Annotated in this window: 14 protein-coding genes and 1 tRNA gene; 1 reads left to right on the forward strand and 14 read right to left on the reverse strand. The window is 39.6% G+C overall.

The features are described 5' to 3' along the window. The 13 genes from AC27H3_RS17420 to AC27H3_RS17480 all read right to left on the reverse strand — a co-directional run. Nucleotides 1-288 (reverse strand): GTP-binding protein (locus AC27H3_RS17420; RefSeq protein WP_487108008.1); only part of this gene is annotated, 288 nt, incomplete at its 3' end. 68 nt (nt 289-356) lie between these two features. Continuing rightward, the gene (gene fusA / locus AC27H3_RS17425) at nt 357-2,453 is read right to left on the reverse strand and encodes an elongation factor G (protein ID WP_487108009.1); all 2,097 of its coding nucleotides are present in this window, start codon (nt 2,451-2,453) and stop codon (nt 357-359) included. Nucleotides 2,454-2,593: 140 nt separating this feature from the next. Further along, the gene (gene rpsG, locus AC27H3_RS17430; RefSeq protein WP_077288472.1) at nt 2,594-3,067 is read right to left on the reverse strand and encodes a 30S ribosomal protein S7; all 474 of its coding nucleotides are present in this window, start codon (nt 3,065-3,067) and stop codon (nt 2,594-2,596) included. A 102-nt stretch (nt 3,068-3,169) separates the two neighbouring features. Then, nucleotides 3,170-3,544: a 30S ribosomal protein S12 gene (gene rpsL, locus AC27H3_RS17435; RefSeq protein WP_011045492.1), complete on the reverse strand. Its 375-nt coding sequence runs from the start codon at nt 3,542-3,544 to the stop codon at nt 3,170-3,172. A 206-nt stretch (nt 3,545-3,750) separates the two neighbouring features. Beyond that, entirely contained in the window at nt 3,751-7,956 is a 4,206-nt protein-coding gene (gene rpoC / locus AC27H3_RS17440; protein WP_487108010.1) for a DNA-directed RNA polymerase subunit beta', read from the reverse strand. A 103-nt stretch (nt 7,957-8,059) separates the two neighbouring features. Continuing rightward, a complete protein-coding gene (rpoB, locus tag AC27H3_RS17445) occupies nt 8,060-12,088 on the reverse strand; it encodes a DNA-directed RNA polymerase subunit beta (protein WP_487108011.1) in 4,029 nt (1,342 codons plus the stop codon). 197 nt (nt 12,089-12,285) lie between these two features. After that, nucleotides 12,286-12,654, reverse strand: coding sequence for a 50S ribosomal protein L7/L12 (rplL, locus tag AC27H3_RS17450; protein WP_487108012.1), 369 nt, complete (start codon nt 12,652-12,654; stop codon nt 12,286-12,288). Nucleotides 12,655-12,768: 114 nt separating this feature from the next. After that, nucleotides 12,769-13,263 carry a 50S ribosomal protein L10 gene (gene rplJ / locus AC27H3_RS17455; protein WP_487108013.1) on the reverse strand — a complete coding sequence of 165 codons (495 nt, stop codon included), beginning with the start codon at nt 13,261-13,263 and terminating at the stop codon, nt 12,769-12,771. A 298-nt stretch (nt 13,264-13,561) separates the two neighbouring features. Next, the gene (rplA, locus tag AC27H3_RS17460) at nt 13,562-14,257 is read right to left on the reverse strand and encodes a 50S ribosomal protein L1 (protein WP_487108014.1); all 696 of its coding nucleotides are present in this window, start codon (nt 14,255-14,257) and stop codon (nt 13,562-13,564) included. A 3-nt stretch (nt 14,258-14,260) separates the two neighbouring features. Beyond that, a complete protein-coding gene (gene rplK / locus AC27H3_RS17465; protein WP_085306492.1) occupies nt 14,261-14,689 on the reverse strand; it encodes a 50S ribosomal protein L11 in 429 nt (142 codons plus the stop codon). A gap of 600 nt (nt 14,690-15,289) precedes the next feature. Beyond that, nucleotides 15,290-15,868: a transcription termination/antitermination protein NusG gene (gene nusG, locus AC27H3_RS17470; protein WP_085306490.1), complete on the reverse strand. Its 579-nt coding sequence runs from the start codon at nt 15,866-15,868 to the stop codon at nt 15,290-15,292. Nucleotides 15,869-15,877: 9 nt separating this feature from the next. After that, a complete protein-coding gene (gene secE / locus AC27H3_RS17475; protein ID WP_487108015.1) occupies nt 15,878-16,261 on the reverse strand; it encodes a preprotein translocase subunit SecE in 384 nt (127 codons plus the stop codon). A 116-nt stretch (nt 16,262-16,377) separates the two neighbouring features. Beyond that, nucleotides 16,378-16,454 (reverse strand) — tRNA-Trp (locus AC27H3_RS17480). A 267-nt stretch (nt 16,455-16,721) separates the two neighbouring features. Here AC27H3_RS17480 and AC27H3_RS17485 point away from each other — a divergent pair. After that, nucleotides 16,722-17,684 (forward strand): prolyl hydroxylase family protein, encoded by a 963-nt coding sequence (locus AC27H3_RS17485; RefSeq protein WP_487108016.1) that lies wholly within the window; start codon nt 16,722-16,724, stop codon nt 17,682-17,684. A gap of 109 nt (nt 17,685-17,793) precedes the next feature. Here the strand turns inward: AC27H3_RS17485 and AC27H3_RS17490 are convergent, their stop codons facing one another. After that, entirely contained in the window at nt 17,794-19,527 is a 1,734-nt protein-coding gene (locus AC27H3_RS17490) for a potassium/proton antiporter (protein WP_487108017.1), read from the reverse strand. Between the last annotated feature and the right edge of the window lie 766 nt (nt 19,528-20,293).

Here is a 20,293-nt window from a genome sequence, read left to right on the forward strand (position 1 = left end):
AGCACCTGTGATCATGTTTTTGATGTAATCAGCATGGCCAGGACAATCTACGTGTGCGTAGTGACGTGATTCTGTATCGTACTCGATGTGAGAAGTATTGATTGTAATACCACGCTCACGCTCTTCAGGAGCATTATCGATTTGTGCGAAGTCTTTAACTTCACCACCGTGTACTTTAGTTAATACTGCAGAGATTGCAGCTGTTAAAGTTGTTTTACCGTGATCAACGTGTCCAATAGTACCAACGTTAACGTGCGGTTTATTACGTTCAAATTTTGCTTTAGCCATTTTTCAATTACCTTAAAGTTTATTAAAAGCCCGGCCATAAGACCGAGCCAGACTTTCAAAAAGCCTTACTAAGATTCAATTATTTTGTCGGCAACAATCTTTGGTGCTTCGCTATATTGCTGAAACTCCATCGAATAAGATGCGCGACCTTGAGTTGCACTACGTAATGCCGTAGCGTAACCAAACATTTCAGATAGTGGCACAAGTGCATTCACTACCTTAGAACCAGCTGGACCTTCGTCCATGCCATCGATCATGCCGCGGCGGCGATTTAAATCACCAACGACATCACCCATGTTTGCTTCTGGCGTAATAACTTCAACTTTCATCATAGGCTCAAGTATAACGGGTGATGCTTGAAGCACACCCTGTCTGAACCCCATTGATGCAGCGACTTTAAACGCCATTTCGTTTGAGTCAACATCATGAAAAGACCCGTCATAAAGCGTAACCTTGATGTCTAATAACGGGTAACCCGCTAAAACACCACTGTCCATTTGCTCTCTACAGCCTTTCTCAACTGATGGGATAAATTCTTTTGGAATTGTACCACCAACAATTTCGTTAACAAACTCGAATCCTTCACCTTCAGGTAAAGGTTCCAATTTCAACCAAACATGGCCATACTGACCTTTGCCACCTGATTGACGAACAAATTTACCTTCCACTTCAATAGTTGAGCGAATAGTTTCTCGATAAGCCACTTGTGGATTACCGACATTACATTCAACACCAAACTCACGTTTCATGCGCTCAACTAAGATATCGAGGTGTAATTCCCCCATACCTGAAATGATGGTTTGACCCGTTTCTTCATCTGAGATAACTCTAAATGACGGATCTTCTGCGGCCAATTTACTTAACGCTATTGCCATTTTCTCTTGGGCAGCGACAGTTTTTGGCTCAACTGCTACAGAAATAACCGGTTCAGGAAATTCCATCCGTTCGAGCGTTATAGCATGATTTACATCACACAACGTGTCACCAGTAGTAACATCTTTGAGGCCAATAGCCGCAGCTATATCACCCGCTCTAACTTCTTTTATTTCCTTACGGTCATTTGCATGCATTTGCACAATACGACCTAACCGCTCTTTTTTACCTTTAACAGGATTGTATATACTGTCGCCAGTTTTTACCACTCCTGAGTAAACGCGAAAGAACGTTAACGTACCAACAAAAGGGTCTGTTGCAACTTTAAATGCTAAAGCAGCAAATGGTGCTTTATCGTCAGCTTCGCGAGAACCTTCAGTTTCGTTTTTGTCATCATTAATACCTTTTATCGCTTCAACATCTATTGGCGAAGGTAGAAATTCGATAACAGCATCAAGTACTGCTTGTACACCTTTGTTTTTGAAGGCTGAGCCACAAGAACAAAGAACTATTTCATTGTTTAGTGTACGGGTACGTAGCGCAGATTTTATTTCTGCTTCAGATAATTCACCTTCTTCAAGGTACTTATCTAATAATTCTTCTGAGGCTTCTGCCGCTTCAGATACAAGGTTTTCATGCCAATGATCGGCTTCTTCTTGCATATCTGCTGGGATATCTTCATAGGTGAAGGTCATACCCTGGTCACTTTCGTTCCAGTTTATGGCTTTCATTTTAATTAAGTCGATAACACCAGAAAAGTCATCTTCAGCACCAATTGCTAAATGAATTGGAACTGCATTTGCTTTCAAGCGAGAATTAAGTTGCTCAACAACAGCTAAAAAGTTTGCACCAGTACGGTCCATCTTATTAACAAAAACTAAGCGCGGAACAGAGTATCTCTCCATTTGACGCCAAACAGTTTCAGTTTGCGGTTGAACACCTGAAGATGCACACAACACTAATACTGCACCATCTAATACACGTAATGAGCGTTCTACTTCAATCGTAAAATCTACGTGACCAGGAGTATCAATAATGTTGATATGATGATCTTCAAATTGTGCTTCCATCCCTTTCCAGAAACAAGTAGTAGCAGCAGAGGTGATAGTGATACCTCGCTCTTGCTCTTGCTCCATCCAATCCATAGTGGCTGCGCCATCATGAACTTCGCCGATCTTATGTGAAAGACCAGTATAGAAAAGTACCCTTTCTGTTGTTGTCGTTTTACCGGCATCGACATGAGCACAAATACCAATGTTACGGTAACGCTCAATAGGGGTTATACGTGCCACAATTACTTCCTCTTTCTGAGATTTGTCTCAGATTATAAAACAGTTGTGGTTATCATTTTGTATCCCTAAAGATAGTCAATGATAACCACGGCATTACACTTCTAACTATATAACTAACAATTAATGCTAGTTTATAGTTTCTACCAACGGTAGTGAGCGAATGCTTTGTTAGCTTCAGCCATACGGTGAACGTCTTCACGTTTCTTAACCGCTGAACCTTTGCTGTCAGACGCATCTAACATTTCGTTAGCTAGGCGCTGAGCCATTGATTTTTCACCACGTTTACGAGCTGCTTCAACTAACCAACGCATGGCTAGTGCATTACGACGCACAGGACGAACTTCAACTGGAACTTGGTAAGTAGAACCACCAACACGGCGAGACTTTACTTCCACTTGTGGGCGGATGTTGTCTAACGCTGTCTCGAATAACTCAAGGTGAGTTTTTTCAGAGTTCTTTTCAGTTAAAATGTCTAATGCACCGTAAACAATTTTTTCTGCAGTAGATTTTTTACCATCAACCATAAGGATGTTGATGAATTTTGCTAAAAGTTCGTTATGGAACTTAGGATCTGGCAATATTTTACGTTGCCCTACGACGCGTCTTCTTGGCATCTTAATTCTCCGTTATATTCAGGATAAACCCAAAATGTAATATGTTATTTGGCCTTACTTAACGTTTCTATTCTCTAGCTGTTATAGCTAAGAAAGGGAAACTTAAGATTTAGGTCGTTTAGCACCGTATTTAGAACGGCCTTGTCTTCTATCGCTTACACCAGAACAATCTAGTGCGCCACGAACGGTGTGATAACGCACACCCGGTAAATCTTTAACACGACCACCACGAATCAAGATAACGCTATGCTCTTGTAAGTTGTGACCTTCACCACCGATGTAAGAAGTTACTTCGAATCCGTTAGTTAAACGAACACGAGCTACTTTACGTAGTGCCGAGTTTGGTTTCTTTGGTGTAGTAGTATACACACGAGTACATACGCCACGACGTTGTGGACAAGCTTGTAACGCTGGAACGTTACTTTTAGTTACTTGTCTTACACGTGGTTTACGTACTAATTGGTTAATAGTTGCCATTAAATAGCTCCCGATTAGTTAAATTTGTGTAAATTCCAATCAATGGGGAAATTTACACCCTTATAAACGTGAAAATCCGCGACTCTAGATTCTATACACAAAGGTACGGAATATAGGGTCGCGGAATTCTATAGGTCAAGCTTTAACCTGTCAAGCTTTACTCGCAATAGACAGGTTAATCGATGCTTTAAACTGAATTATCAATACTATGATGATAAGTCAGCGTTAAGTGCATCTGTTAGTGCTTGCGCTGCGTCGTCAGCTGATACCGTTACTTCTTCAACTGGAACGGCATTTTTAGCACGCGCACGTTCCTGATGATAAGCATAACCTGTACCTGCTGGGATTAAGCGACCAACAATAACGTTCTCTTTTAAGCCACGAAGTGTGTCTTTCTTACCAGCTACAGCTGCTTCAGTAAGTACACGTGTCGTTTCTTGGAAAGATGCTGCTGAGATGAATGACTCAGTCGCTAATGATGCTTTAGTAATACCCATCATTTGCATTTCGTATTCAGCTGGCTGTTTGCCTGCAGCTTCTAATTCACGATTAGAGATATTCACACGTGCAACCTCAAGGATTTCACCTTTAAGGAAATCACTATCACCGGCGTCTAAAATCTCACACTTGCGGATCATTTGACGTACGATAACTTCAATGTGTTTATCGTTAATCTTAACACCTTGTAAACGATATACTTCTTGTACTTCGTTAACAATGTAGTTAGCTACTGGAGCAACACCACGTAAACGCAAGATATCGTGTGGAGATTCTGGACCATCGGCAATTACTTCACCTTTAAGTACAGATTCACCTTCAAACACGTTCAATTGACGCATTTTAGGGATCATCTCTTCGTATACTTCACCACTTGGTTGAGTGATAAGTAAACGTACTTTACCTTTAGTTTCTTTACCGAAAGCAATAATACCTGTTTTCTCAGCTAAGATAGCTGGAAGTTTAGGTTTACGTGCTTCAAATAAGTCAGCTACGCGTGGTAAACCACCGGTAATATCACGAGTCTTAGAAGACGCTTGTGGTATACGTGCTAATGCATCACCTACACCAACTTCCGCACCATCTTCAAGGTTAACGATAGCGTTACCTGGTAAGAAGTACTGTGCTGGAATTTCAGTGCCGGCTATCATTACGTCATTGCCTTTAGCATCAACTAACTTAACTGCTGGGCGCATTTCTTTACCTGCAGAGTTACGTTGACCCGCTTCAGTTACAACGATACTTGATAAACCAGTAAGCTCATCAGTTTGACGAACCATAGTTACACCATCGATCAATTCTACGAATTGAACCTTACCACCAACCTCAGTGATAATTGGATGCGTATGCGGATCCCAGTTAGCGATAATATCGCCTGACGCAATTGCTTCACCATCTTTCTTGTTAAGAATGGTACCGTAAGGTACTTTATAACGCTCTTTTTCACGACCTAGCTCATCGATTACCGTAAGTTCTGATGAACGTGAAGTAATAACAAGGTGATCTTCAGAGTTAGTTACAAATTTAGCGTTTTGTAATTTCAGTGTACCTGTATTCTTAACTTGTACATTGTTCTCAGCAGATGCACGCGATGCGGCACCACCAATGTGGAACGTACGCATGGTTAACTGAGTACCAGGTTCACCGATAGATTGTGCTGCCACAACACCAATCGCTTCACCTTGGTTGATCATATGACCACGAGCCAAATCACGGCCGTAACAATGAGCACAAATACCAAAGTCAGTTTGACAAGTAATAATTGAACGAACTTTCATTTGATCAATTGAATTTGCTTCAATAAAGTCACAAAGTGCTTCATCGATTAGCGTATTACGAGGTAACAAGACTTCTTCTGTACCAGGTTTAACAACATCTTCTGCAACAACACGACCTAAAACACGCTCACGAAGTGGTTCTACTACATCACCACCTTCAATTAATGGCGTCATTAATAAGCCATCGTGTGTGCCACAGTCATGTTCAGTAACAACCAAATCTTGTGCAACATCAACTAAACGACGAGTTAAGTAACCCGAGTTAGCTGTTTTCAATGCCGTATCAGCCAAACCTTTACGCGCACCATGAGTAGAGATGAAGTATTGTAATACGTTCAAACCTTCACGGAAGTTAGCGGTGATTGGTGTTTCGATGATTGAACCATCTGGTTTAGCCATCAAACCACGCATACCCGCTAGCTGACGAATCTGTGCGGCACTACCACGAGCACCAGAATCCGCCATCATGTAGATTGAGTTGAAAGAGTCTTGCTCTTCTGGCTCACCATCACGGTTGATCACAGTTTCTTTTGATAAGTTGTCCATCATCGCTTTCGAGATTTTCTCGTTCGCAGATGACCAAATATCAATTACTTTGTTGTATTTTTCACCTTGAGTTACAAGACCTTGCTCAAATTGAGTTTGAATCTCTGCAACTTCTTCTTCTGAATCTTCGATAATGGTGTATTTCGCAGCTGGAATTACCATATCATCGATACCAACTGAAGCACCCGCGATCATCGCGTAGTGGAAACCTGTGTACATAATTTGGTCAGCAAAGATAACAGTATCTTTAAGACCTAAGTTACGGTACGCATGGTTAATCAATTTTGAAATTGGCTTTTTACCTAGTGGCTGATCAATTAAGTCATAAGGCATGCCGTCTGGACATACTTGCCATAAAATGGCACGACCAATTGTAGTATCACGTAAGGTAATTTTTGGTTCAAGAACGCCATCAGCATTACGAACATGTTCAGTAATACGAATTTTAACGCGTGCATGAAGCTCAGCAAAACCTGTACGGTACGCTTTTTCAGCTTCTTTAATGTCGGTAAATACCATACCTTCACCTAAACCATTTACACGATCGCGTGTTAGGTAATATAAACCTAATACAACATCTTGTGATGGTACGATGATAGGGTCACCGTTAGCTGGAGAAAGTACGTTGTTCGTTGACATCATCAACGTACGTGCTTCCATTTGTGCTTCGATTGTCAACGGTACGTGTACCGCCATTTGGTCACCATCGAAATCGGCGTTGTATGCCGCACAAACTAACGGATGTAAATGTATTGCTTTACCTTCAATCAATACAGGTTCAAACGCTTGGATACCCAATCTATGTAGTGTTGGTGCACGGTTAAGCATTACTGGATGTTCACGAATTACTTCGTCAAGTACATCCCATACTTCAGCGCCTTCACGTTCAACTAATTTCTTAGCTGCTTTGATTGTTGTCGCTAAACCACGTGCTTCTAATTTACCGTAAATAAATGGCTTGAATAGCTCAAGTGCCATTTTTTTCGGTAAACCACATTGGTGTAAACGCAATGTTGGGCCAACGGTAATTACAGAACGACCAGAGTAATCTACACGTTTACCAAGTAAGTTCTGACGGAAACGACCTTGCTTACCTTTAATCATATCGGCAAGTGATTTAAGAGGACGTTTGTTAGAACCCGTAATAGCACGACCGCGACGACCGTTATCTAATAACGCATCTACAGACTCTTGTAACATACGTTTTTCGTTACGTACGATAATGTCTGGTGCTACTAAGTCAAGAAGACGTTTTAAACGGTTGTTACGGTTAATTACACGACGGTATAAATCGTTAAGGTCAGACGTTGCGAAACGGCCGCCGTCCAATGGTACCAACGGACGTAAATCTGGTGGTAAAATTGGTAAAACGTTCATGATCATCCACTCAGGCTTGTTGCCTGAAGCTGCGAATGCTTCCATTAACTTTAAACGTTTAGTGATTTTTTTACGTTTTGTTTCAGAGCCGATTTCAGGCAATTCTTCACGCATTTGCGCTACTTCACCGTCAAGGTCGATCTGTTGTAATAACGCAAGTACTGCTTCAGCACCCATAAGGGCGTCAAATTCATCACCGTGCTCTTCTAACGCGTCAAGGTATTCTTCTTCGGTTAGAATTTGGCTTTTCTCTAACGTTGTCATACCTGGCTCAGTAACAACATAAGATTCAAAATAAAGTACGCGCTCAATATCACGTAATGTCATGTCTAATAATAGACCGATACGTGATGGCAATGACTTTAAAAACCAAATATGAGCAACTGGGCTTGCTAATTCGATATGACCCATACGGTCACGACGAACTTTTGTTAATGTAACTTCAACGCCACACTTTTCACAAATTACACCACGATGCTTAAGACGTTTGTATTTGCCACAAAGACATTCATAGTCTTTTACTGGACCAAATATACGCGCACAGAACAAACCATCTCGTTCCGGCTTAAAAGTACGATAGTTAATCGTCTCAGGTTTCTTTACCTCACCAAAAGACCATGAACGGATCATGTCAGGTGAAGCTAGTCCAATGCGAATTCCATCGAACTCTTCTGTTTGATTTTGTTGCTTAAGAAACTTAAGTAAATCTTTCACACACTATCTCCTGTCGGAGTTAAATACCGGAGAGAACAGTTGTCTGCTCTCTCCATGTACTGACTTCAAAATCTTTGAAGTCAGCAATGTAGCTTAAGGTAGCCTAGTCCTGATCTAATTCGATGTTGATACCCAACGAACGAATTTCTTTCAACAATACGTTGAATGATTCAGGGATACCCGGTTCCATACGATGATCACCGTCAACTAAGTTTTTATACATCTTAGTACGACCATTAACATCATCAGACTTAACCGTTAGCATTTCTTGCAAGGTATAAGCAGCACCGTATGCTTCAAGTGCCCATACTTCCATCTCACCGAAACGCTGACCACCAAACTGTGCTTTACCACCAAGAGGTTGTTGCGTTACTAGACTGTATGAACCAGTAGAACGCGCATGCATTTTGTCATCAACTAAATGGTTTAGTTTCAACATGTACATGTAACCAACAGTGACCGGGCGCTCAAAGTTACGACCAGTACGACCATCTGTTAGCGTAAACTGACCACTTTCAGGCATATCTGCAAGTTTGAATAAGTCTTTAATCTCACGCTCACTTGCACCATCAAATACTGGTGTAGCAATCGGAAGACCTGCACGTAAGTTGCCTGCTAAGCGCATAATTTCGTCATCCGAGAATGAGTCAATATCAACTTCTTGGCGAGACTCACCTAGGCTGTAAACTTCTTTCAAGAATTCACGTAATTTGTGAATTTCTTGTTGAGCTTCCAACATACGGTTAATTTTCTCACCAATACCACGTGCAGCCATACCTAAATGCGTTTCTAGGATCTGACCAATGTTCATTCGTGATGGTACACCCAACGGGTTAAGTACTACATCAACTGGAACACCGTGCTCATCGTAAGGCATATCTTCAACAGGTACTACGTTTGAAATAACACCTTTGTTACCATGACGACCGGCCATTTTATCACCTGGCTGGATACGACGTTTAACGGCTAAATGTACTTTAACTATTTTCAATACGCCTGGTGCTAAATCTGCACCTTGAGTGATTTTACGACGCTTAACTTCATATTTCTTATCGAAATCAGCTTTAATGTTGTCGTATTGTTCTGCGATTTGCTCAAGTTCAGATTGTTGACCTTCATCACTTAAGTTTTGCACTAACCACTTATCACGAGACATACTGTTAAGGTCAGATTCATTTAAACCTGAAGTTAACAATAATTTCTTCGCACGAGCGTAAATGCCGTCTTCAAGAATACTAAACTCGTCACCCAAGTCTTTCTTAACTTGTTTAAGTTGCATTTCTTCGATTTCAACAGCACGAGCATCTTTTTCTACACCGTCACGGGTGAAGATTTGTACATCGATGATAGTACCAGACACTGAATTAGGAACACGTAAAGAACTGTCCTTAACGTCAGCAGCTTTCTCACCAAAGATTGCACGTAATAGTTTCTCTTCTGGTGTTAATTGCGTTTCACCTTTAGGAGTAACTTTACCCACTAAGATGTCGCCGCCATTAACTTCAGCACCAATGTAAACAACACCTGCTTCATCTAATTTAGATAATGCAGACTCACCAACATTTGGAATATCAGCAGTGATTTCTTCACTACCAAGTTTAGTATCACGAGCGATACAAGTTAATTCTTGAATATGAATCGTTGTAAAACGATCTTCAGTAGCTACACGCTCAGATAACAACATTGAATCTTCGAAGTTGTAACCATTCCAAGGCATGAATGCGATACGCATGTTTTGACCAAGAGCCAATTCACCCATATCGGTTGAAGGACCATCAGCTAAAACATCACCACGAACAACAGGCTCAGCCATACGACACAATGGACGCTGGTTGATACAAGTATTTTGGTTTGAACGGGTATATTTAGTTAAGTTATAAATATCAATACCTGCTTCACCAGCATGCATTTCATTTTCGTTAACTTTAACAACAATACGTGAAGCATCAACGTATGCAACAACACCGCCACGTTTAGCAACAACAGTTACACCTGAGTCAACCGCAACAATTTTCTCCATACCCGTACCAACAAGTGGCTTATCCACTATTAATGTTGGAACAGCTTGACGTTGCATGTTCGAGCCCATCAAGGCACGGTTAGCATCATCGTGCTCTAGGAACGGAATCAAAGATGCCGCTACAGATACGATTTGTTGTGGAGATACATCCATATACTGAACTTGTTCAGCAGACATTAATGTAAATTCATTTTTATGACGACAAGCAACTAAACCTTCAACTAATTTACCATCAGCATCAATTTCTGCAGTTGTTTGTGCAATCACAAAGTTGCCTTCTTCAATTGCTGATAAGTAATCTACTTCATCAGTGATCGAGCCATCAACGATTTTACGATAAGGTGTTTCTAAGAAACCATAATCGTTAGTACGTGCGTAACATGAAAGCGAGTTAATCAAACCAATGTTTGGTCCCTCTGGCGTTTCAATCGGACAAACACGACCGTAATGCGTTGGATGTACATCTCGAACTTCAAAGCCTGCACGTTCACGGGTCAAACCACCTGGCCCTAAAGCAGAAATACGACGCTTATGCGTTACTTCTGAAAGCGGGTTGTTTTGATCCATAAATTGTGACAACTGTGATGAACCAAAGAATTCTTTAACGGCAGCTGAAATCGGCTTAGCGTTAATTAAGTCTTGTGGCATGATCGCATCTAAGTCACCTAGACTTAAACGTTCACGTACAGCACGTTCAACACGTACTAAACCAACACGGAATTGGTTTTCTGCCATTTCACCAACAGAACGGATACGACGGTTACCAAGGTGATCGATATCATCAACTTCACCTTTACCATCACGTATACCAATTAAAGTCTTCATTACAGAAATGATATCTTCTTTGGTTAATACGCCTGTACCTACATCATCAGCATTACCAACACGACGGTTGAACTTCATACGACCAACAGTTGAAAGGTCATAACGTTCTAGCGCGAAGAATAGGTTATTAAATAACGTATCTGCAGCGTCTTTTGTTGGTGGCTCGCCTGGACGCATCATACGGTAAATTTCAACTAGCGCTTCTAAGCGGTTTGTTGAGTTATCTACACGCAGTGTATCTGACATGTATGAACCAACATCAAATTCGTTCATATATAAAGTAGATAATACTTTATGTCCGGCTTGGCTTAATTCAGCTAACATTTCTAAAGTGATTTCAGCGTTAGCTTCAGCTATAACTTCACCAGTAGATTTGTCTATATAAGCTTTAGAAAGTACTTTACCTACGATATATTCCGCAGGAACTTCTAGCTTATCGAGTTTAGCTTTTTCTAACGATCTAATATGACGAGCAGTAATACGTCGACCTTGCTCAACTAAAACATCACCTTTAGGTAATTTAATGTCGAAAGTCGCTGTTTCACCACGTAAGCGTTCTGGAATTAAATCCATTACTAACTTATCGCCTTTAATCGAAAAATCTGTTGTATCGTAAAAGATATCTAGTATTTCTTCAGTTGAGTACTCTAAAGCACGCAAAATGATTGACGCCGGTAATTTACGACGACGGTCAATACGAACAAATAAGTTATCTTTTGGATCGAATTCGAAATCTAACCATGAACCACGGTAAGGAATAACGCGTGCGTTATATAACACTTTACCTGATGAATGTGTTTTCCCTTTATCATGATCGAAAAACACACCTGGAGAACGGTGTAATTGTGAAACAATAACACGCTCTGTACCATTGATGACAAACGTACCGTTGTCAGTCATTAATGGTATTTCACCCATGTATACTTCTTGTTCTTTGATATCTTTTACTGTACCTGCCGCCGCTTCTTTATCATAAACGACTAAGCGTAATTTAACGCGTAATGGCGCAGAGTAGGTGATACCGCGGATTTGACATTCTTTAACGTCAAATAACGGCTCGCCCAAACGATAGCTTACGAATTGTAATTCTGAGCTACCAGAATAAGCTTTAATTGGAAAAATAGAATGAAATGCAGCCTCTAGGCCTGTTTCACCTGTTGGATCAATATCAATAAACTTACGGAAAGATTCGAGTTGGATTGATAACAAGAATGGATAATCCATTACTTGAACACTTTTACCAAAGTCCTTGCGAATACGTTTCTTTTCAGAGTAAGAGTAAACCATGGGGTTCCTCAGCTTGCTGGTTATGGCCGAATCTGCCTTATAAAAGACAGGATATTGCAGTGATACTTTTTTTATCAAGTATCAAATATGCACTGTTTTGGTTTAAAAAAAAACCACTTTCTTTAGCGCAAAAAGGCCGGTGACGTTTAAATCACCAGCCATTGCCTTTTCAGGCAAATAATCTGTTTAAAAACAGATTATTTGATCTCAACAGAAGCACCTGCTTCTTCAAGAACTTTCTTAAGCTCTTCAGCTTCAGCTTTTTCAACGCCTTCTTTGATCGCTTTAGGAGCTGATTCAACTAAGTCTTTAGCTTCTTTTAAGCCAAGACCTGTAGCGCCACGAACTGCTTTGATTACAGCAACTTTCTTCTCGCCGAAACCAGTCATGATTACGTCGAATTCAGTTTGCTCTTCAGCAGAACCACCAGCGTCACCACCAGCAACTGCAACTGCAGCAGCAGCAGATACGCCGAATTTCTCTTCCATTGCTTCGATTAGTGCAACAACGTCCATTACTGACATTTCAGCAACTGCGTTTAGGATATCGTCTTTAGAAATAGACATTTTAAATTTCCTGTTTTTTAATAAACAGCCTTTGGCTGTTTGAAATAACTATAAATACAAAAAGTGCGAATTGTGCTCTGCATCTGTTTAAGTAATAGCAGAGGTAAACAATTATTAAGCAGCTTCTTGCTCTTTCTGATCGCGTACTGCAGCAATAGTGCGGACAAGTTTGCCTGCAGATGCTTCTTTCATAGCGCTCATTAAACGTGCAATTGCTTCGTCGTAAGTTGGTAGCTTAGCTAACATGTTTACGTCTACTACATTACCTTCAAATGCTGCTGCTTTTAATTCAAATTTTTCGTTAGTTTTAGCGAAATCTGTGAATAAACGTGCTGCTGCACCTGGATGCTCGTTTGAGAATGCAATTAATGATGGACCAACTAATGTGTCAGAAACACACTCAAAGTCAGTACCTTGTAATGCACGACGTGCTAACGTGTTACGGATAACTTTCATCCATACACCGTTTTCACGTGCTTGCTTACGTAATACAGTAATTGCTTCAACTGTAACACCGCGTGAATCCGCGACTACAGCTGATTGAGCGCCATTGGCAGCTTCTTGAACTTCAGCAACAATTGCTTTTTTGTCATCAAGATTGATAGCCATTGGCTTTACTCCTGGTTCACCGGTAATAAAACCGGTATTTACTATCCCTAAACAAATTACTATTTGTTTAGGCCGTTACGGCGAGGACCAGAATTAGGAAATACTGGGTAATCACCATCTACGTAGGAAATATTAAGCAGTCAACGAAGAATCGTCTCAGCTCCTACGGTCTTTGACGGGGCTGTCCATAGCAAATTCATGCTAATAATCGGACAACACCTACCAAAATTTAAGGGGCGAAATTATAGTCTACAACTTCACCCTTGTAAAGTATCGATTTTCGACACTTAACAGAAAATTAAAGTGTCAAGCTCGCAGGGCTAACGGTAACACCGGCACCCATTGTAGTTGAAACAGAAATTTTCTTAATGTACTGGCCTTTAGCATTAGCTGGTTTTGCTTTTTTAAGCGCTTCCAATAATGACTCAAGGTTTTCCTGCAATTTAGCATCTTCGAAATCAGCCTTACCAATAGTAGTATGGATGATACCGTTTTTGTCATTGCGGTAGCGAATTTGACCCGCTTTAGCATTGTTTACAGCAGTAACAACATCTGGCGTTACTGTGCCAACTTTAGGGTTAGGCATTAAACCACGTGGGCCTAAGATTTGACCTAGTTGACCAACAACACGCATAGCGTCTGGAGTAGCGATTACAACGTCAAAATCCATGTTACCGGCTTTAACTTGTTCTGCTAAGTCTTCCATACCTACGATGTCTGCACCAGCTTCTTTCGCTTTATCAGCGTTAGCGCCTTGCGTAAATACAGCAACACGAACATCACGACCAGTACCGTTAGGTAATACAGTCGCGCCACGTACGTTTTGATCTGATTTACGAGCATCTATGCCAAGGTTAACTGCAACGTCAACGCTTTCACGGAAGTTAGCAGTCGCTAATTCTTTAAGTAAAGAAAGAGCTTCAGAAATGTCATATTCTTTTAATACGTCTACTTTTTCACGGATAAGACGAGCGCGTTTTGATAATTTAGCCATTGATTAGTCCTCTACCACTAAACCCATTGAACGAGCAGAACCCGCAATGGTACGCACTGCAGCTTCCATAGAACCAGCAGTAAGATCAGTTTCTTTAATCTTAACGATTTCTTCAAGTTGTGCTGTAGTTACAGTACCAACTTTTTCAGTGTTAGGACGACCAGAACCACTCTTAACACCAGCAGCTTTAAGAAGTAAATAAGCAGCAGGTGGAGTTTTTGTTTCAAATGTGAAAGAACGATCAGCATATACAGTAATTACTACTGGAACTGGAGCGCCTTTTTCCAAAGAATCAGTTTTTGCGTTAAACGCTTTACAGAATTCCATGATGTTCACACCGTGTTGACCTAGTGCAGGACCAACTGGCGGTGACGGGTTTGCTGCACCAGCAGCAACTTGTAGCTTGATTAAAGCTGTGACTTTTTTAGCCATGGTTTTAATACCTTTAGTTTGGGTTCAAACGCTGATATTTAACACCAGCTCCCCGTTAACAAAAAAACGATTTTCTCTTCATCAGATAAAATCGGCAGCGGATTATATATTATTCAAAGGTCATTGTGCAAGATTAGATTTGTTTTTGTATAAAAAAACATCATAAAGCGTTAATCCTGCACTTAATAAAATTATTTACAGGGAGAAATGAAGAGGACTAAATGAGAAGTGAAAAAACTCGATAAGGGCCTTAAATCTTTTCTCATGCTTTTCTCATTGTTTTCTCCCTGTAAAATATTAATCACAGCCTAGGAATAAACAAATGTCATGCTAGATACTGCACATAACTCACGCATTATTCACTGATTTCATATTTATATAATAAAATTATTCACAAGGAGAAATGAAAGAGGACTAAATGATAAATGAAAAAAATCTATAAGGGCCTTAAATCTTTCCTCATGCTTTTCTCATTGTTTCCTCCCTGTAAAAACTTAATCAAAGTATCTTTAGTAAAAGAAGAACAAATATAGGAAGTGTTAGACATAAAAGAGCCAGAGTAAAAACTCTGGCTCTTTAAGATTTAGTCAGTACTTGACGCTAGCCTTTTTCGACTTGACCAAACTCTAAATCAACCGGTGTAGAGCGACCAAAGATAAGTACCGAAACTTTAATACGGTTTTTCTCGTAATCTAACTCTTCAACAACACCATTAAAGTCAGCAAATGGACCATCAATAACACGTACCACTTCGCCTGGCTCAAACAATGTTTTAGGCTTAGGCTTATCAGTATCTTCAAGACGCTGTAATATACGATCCGCTTCTCTTTGAGAAATCGGTGCAGGTCTTTCTTTAGTACCACCAATAAAACCTAATACACGAGGAACGCTTTTAACTAAATGCCATGATTCATCGTCTAGTTCCATATGAACTAAAACATAACCTGGGAAAAATTTACGTGCACTTTTACGCTTTTGCCCAGCTCGCATTTCGATAACTTCTTCAGTTGGCACTAAAATTTCACCAAACTTTTCTTCTAAGCCATGAATGCCAATATGTTCAAGCAATGTTTTTTGAACACGACCTTCATAACCAGAAAACGCTTGTACTACATACCAACGTAATTTTGGGTTATTGTTTTTTTCAGGCGCATCTGTAATTGTAATTTCTTCAGTCATAACGGTACCTTAACCTACTTTTAATCCAGTTATTAAACCTACTACCCAGAAAAGAACTGAATCTAAACCCCAAAGCAATAACGACATAATTAATGTTGCCACTAACACAATACCTGTTGTTTGTACTGCTTCTTGACGAGTTGGCCAAACTACTTTACGTACTTCAGTGCGAGACTCTTTAGCAAAATCTACTGCATTACGACCTTTAACTGTTTGCATAGCAACAAGTCCAGCAATAACAATAGCAGCAACTACTGCTAAAGCGCGAACAAGTACTGATTGCTCAGCAAAAATGTAATTACCGACAACTGCGCCAGCTAAAAGTAAAACAATTACGCCCCACTTTAAAAAATCCAATGAACCACTTGGTTCAGTTTCAGTACTTGCATTCATATTTACTACCTGTAATTACATGCCTAACCTAAGACAAAACACCTCAACATCGTCGAGGTTAAAATCTAAAGCACCTATTATTCGATCAAGTCGATTAATAAGTACTTTACTAAAAATGGCAGGGGTAGAGAGATTCGAACTCCCAACCGTCGGTTTTGGAGACCGCTGTTCTACCAATTGGAACTATACCCCTTCAATTTGTACTTACACTTACCGAGTGGTTCTTAGTTGTTTGGGAATTAAGAGTGACTCTAGAAGTGAGGCGCTATTATACTAATCAAAATATTTTACTCAAGGACTATTTTTCAGTTATCTCAATAACCCTAGTGTGTGACTTCGTTTACTGGTCAAAAAATACAACAAGCGCTATCTAACAAGCCTTGATAAGATGCTAAAGCTTGATATTAGCCAAGAGATTAGATATTTTGATTGCCGAATTTTTTATAACAATGAGTATCTTATGTTTTTAGCATTACTCGAAGATAAACACTTCGGTAAATTAGACCCCTCAACTGTGTTTAGATTAGCGAATAGTAATGCTGAATTTTCAAACCTTTGGTTAGTACACTCAATTAGAAGTGATTGCTCTATAAAGGAATTGGCCTTGGCTGTAGCGGCTAATATCCATTGGAATACGCCCGCGATTAAATCACTTGAACATTACATTGAACTTGAAAGCGCTACATCCGCTAAACTTGATAGCAAAACTGAAGAGGCAATAACCTACTCAGCAGAAATAATTAACAAGTTTAGTTTGAGCAGACAAAGGCAATTACTGATTAAGCTACAATCGATGGCTGATTTAATTTCTGCTCCAGATATAATCGGCAACAATAAATACACGCATAATATGCCTTTTAAAATTGAGCAGCTTAATAATATCATCACTCACTGTGCGCCATTACTAAAAGATGTTTCTCTTTTTGGCGGTGAAGGCAAGAATAGTAAAAATGAAAATATTCGAAATAATAGCCACTACCCTACACCACTGCCCAACGATTCTATGGCGCTAGCGCTGTTAGAAAATTTGTTAGCCAAATCAGCGGGTATACCTATTACATTCGCTGAACCCCCAGTCGTGTTAAAGTATCTACCTGAGCAATATTACCAATGGCATTATGATCATATTTACCCACATACAGCATCAATTGCACAACACATCTCGCAATTTGGCCAAAGGGTAAAAACCGCTATATTCTATTTAAATGATGATTTTACTGGTGGTGAAACCGAATTTAAAACCCCGTTAATAACAGTAAAGCCAACCTGTAATAAAGTATTGATTTTTGATAACTGTGATCATGAAGAAAATAGAGATGTTAGCAGTATTCACCGTGGTAAATCTGTTACCACAGGTGAGAAATGGATTGTAACATTATGGTTTCGTAATAAGCCTTTTTGGCTACGTTCCGGCCTACTTTAACCTATTAAGTTTAAACGTTATCAATGCAAATAGAATGTAACTAATAGCCGCTAATTTTAAACCATAATATTAGCGGCATTAGAGATTTTATATCGTAAAATAGAATATATTATTTAGTAATGCGTTGCTTATTCTTTTGCTTTACGAGAATACCAACAGTAATAATGCGTTCATTGACCATTTCTCTGACATATAAATTAACTTCTGCTAGCTCCACAACAAGATCAACTTTTGCTTCAGTTATTAAATTAGCTTTAATGACTTGTTCTAACGTTTCTTGCGCTTCACCGGTTATATTAATGCCGTATGAATGAGTAATATCGATAACTTGTGTATTACCTTTAACTCTCAGTTCTTGCGCAGGCAAAATATTTTCAGCTCCTGCCTCCTTGCCTGAAAACACACTATCAACAAATGCTCTTGTGGCAGGCTTAAGTACAATAAACAACTGATCTTCTGCCTCTAGCAGAGTTGAACCACGGGGAGCAATAATATTATTCTTTCGTGAAATCATTGCCATTACCGTACTCTCAGGTAAGGCTAGTTGTGAAATACGGCTCCCCGCAGCTCGAGAAGTATGACCTAAAGTATATTCAACAATATCAGCATCGACATCACCTAAAGCGGTTATTTCTAATGTTGCTGCAGGAGTAACAGGTGGTGGCAAAGTCAATTTCAGCTTTCTTGCCATCCAAGCTAAACTTGACCCCTGTAACGTCGCTGAAATTAACACAACAAAAAATACGACATTAAAAATTAAATCAGCCCCAGGTAAACCAAATATTAGCGGAAATATTGCCAGTATAATTGGTACTGAGCCTCTTAACCCAATCCAAGACACCAATGTCATTTCACGAATATTAAAACCGAAAAGCGCTAAAATAGGCATTACAGCAAGTGGTCTTGCGATAAAAATCAACACAAAAGCAATAATAAGCCCTTCAAGCCAAACATCTAATAAAGAAGTTGGAGTGATTAACAAACCAAGCACAACGAACATGGTTATTTGACTTAACCATGCTAAGCCATCGTGAAACAGAAAAGTGCTACGTTGGAAAACAAACCGACTGTTACCGATAACGACACCGGTAATAAAAACAGCTAAAAATCCGCTACCACCAATATTGGCGGTAATTCCAAATGAAAGTAAGCCACAAGCAGCAACCAATACCGGATATAAACCTGCTGCAACTAATTGAATACGGTTAATCAATCGCACAGACAACCAACCCGCAGCTAATCCGACAGCTAAACCTAGACCCATTTGTGAAACAAACATCACCAACAAATCTTGGCCTGGTTTCATACCGTTTACTAAAACTTCTAATAAACCTATGGTTAAGAATATCGCCATAGGATCATTTGATGCACTCTCAATTTCTAAGGTAGCCTTTAATTTTCCATTTAAATGAATACCCGCATTACGTAACAATGAAAAAACAGCAGCCGCGTCTGTAGAGCCTACAATAGCGCCAAGTAACATTCCATGTAGTAATGAAATGTCTAAGATATAAGCAGCTGCGTAGCCGGTGATAGCTCCTGTAATAAGAACACCAAAAGTAGCAAGAGCTGAGGATGGCTTCCAAACAAGTTTAATCGCTTTAAATGGTGTTTGTAGGCCACCATCAAATAATATTAACGCTAGGGCCAACGTTCCTAAAGAGTGAGCAGCTTCAGCATTGTCAAATAGAATTCCGCCAGGACCATCTTCACCTGCTAACATACCAACAATTAAAAAAAGTACTAATACAGGCAAGCCTAAACGCGCTGATAATTTACTTGATATGATGCCTAGTAAGATTAATACCGCGGCTAATAATATGATTTGATCAATAAAAAACATCTATCACTCCATTGATAATAAAGAGGAAGCAGGCTTTATATCGCGTTATATATGTACTTTATTTAATTAAATACAATGAAAAATAATTTATCAACTGACTATGACAATTTGAATAAACAGCCTTAAAATATTTATAGCTATTGCATCTTGAACAGATAAACCACTAGAGATATGAGCATTGCGAATAAAAAATTTTTTTAACTATATCAAAGTATAGTTACTTAAAATGTATCTTTTTGTCCCTTTCAAACGCCACATTAGGCCAGAGCCGCCCTCAACAAAAAAGTTTGTTAATATTTCACAAAATAACCTGCTAGCTGCTAGTTTGTAATTAAGAGATACTTCTCTAAGGTAGGAGTAGATACAACACCAGCACCAACTTCATTACTAGCATTAAATTAGAAATCGACAGAAAACAAAAAAGACGCCGAAGCGTCTTTTTAAAGGTGTTTCTAATTATCAGCTATTAAGCGATGCTTCTCTAAGGTAAGAGCAGATACAACACCACTACCAACTTTACTAATCGCTTAATAACAAAAAAGACGCCGAAGCATCTTTTTAAAGGTGTTTCTAATTATCAGCTATTAAGCGATGCTTCTCTAAGGTAAGAGCAGATACAACACCACTACCAACTTTACTTATCTCTTAATAACAAAAAAGACGCCGAAGCGTCTTTTTAAAGGTGCTTCTAATTATCAGCTATTAAGCGATGCTTCTCTAAGGTAAGAGCAGATACAACACCACTACCAACTTTACTAATCTCTTA

It is taken from the genome of Colwellia sp. NW0002-52-1 (assembly GCF_057550865.1).

Excerpts from the sequence above, each read along its gene's own strand:
- AC27H3_RS17490 (WP_487108017.1), bottom strand. The coding sequence starts at position 19,527 with ATGTTTTTTATTGATCAAATCATATTATTAGCCGCGGTATTAATCTTA.
- rplJ (WP_487108013.1), bottom strand. The coding sequence starts at position 13,263 with ATGGCTATCAATCTTGATGACAAAAAAGCAATTGTTGCTGAAGTTCAA.
- rpoB (WP_487108011.1), bottom strand. The coding sequence starts at position 12,088 with ATGGTTTACTCTTACTCTGAAAAGAAACGTATTCGCAAGGACTTTGGT.
- rpsG (WP_077288472.1), bottom strand. The coding sequence starts at position 3,067 with ATGCCAAGAAGACGCGTCGTAGGGCAACGTAAAATATTGCCAGATCCT.
- secE (WP_487108015.1), bottom strand. The coding sequence starts at position 16,261 with ATGAATGCAAGTACTGAAACTGAACCAAGTGGTTCATTGGATTTTTTA.
- rplK (WP_085306492.1), bottom strand. The coding sequence starts at position 14,689 with ATGGCTAAAAAAGTCACAGCTTTAATCAAGCTACAAGTTGCTGCTGGT.
- nusG (WP_085306490.1), bottom strand. The coding sequence starts at position 15,868 with ATGACTGAAGAAATTACAATTACAGATGCGCCTGAAAAAAACAATAAC.
- rplA (WP_487108014.1), bottom strand. The coding sequence starts at position 14,257 with ATGGCTAAATTATCAAAACGCGCTCGTCTTATCCGTGAAAAAGTAGAC.
- rpsL (WP_011045492.1), bottom strand. The coding sequence starts at position 3,544 with ATGGCAACTATTAACCAATTAGTACGTAAACCACGTGTAAGACAAGTA.
- rplL (WP_487108012.1), bottom strand. The coding sequence starts at position 12,654 with ATGTCTATTTCTAAAGACGATATCCTAAACGCAGTTGCTGAAATGTCA.
- AC27H3_RS17485 (WP_487108016.1), top strand. The coding sequence starts at position 16,722 with ATGTTTTTAGCATTACTCGAAGATAAACACTTCGGTAAATTAGACCCC.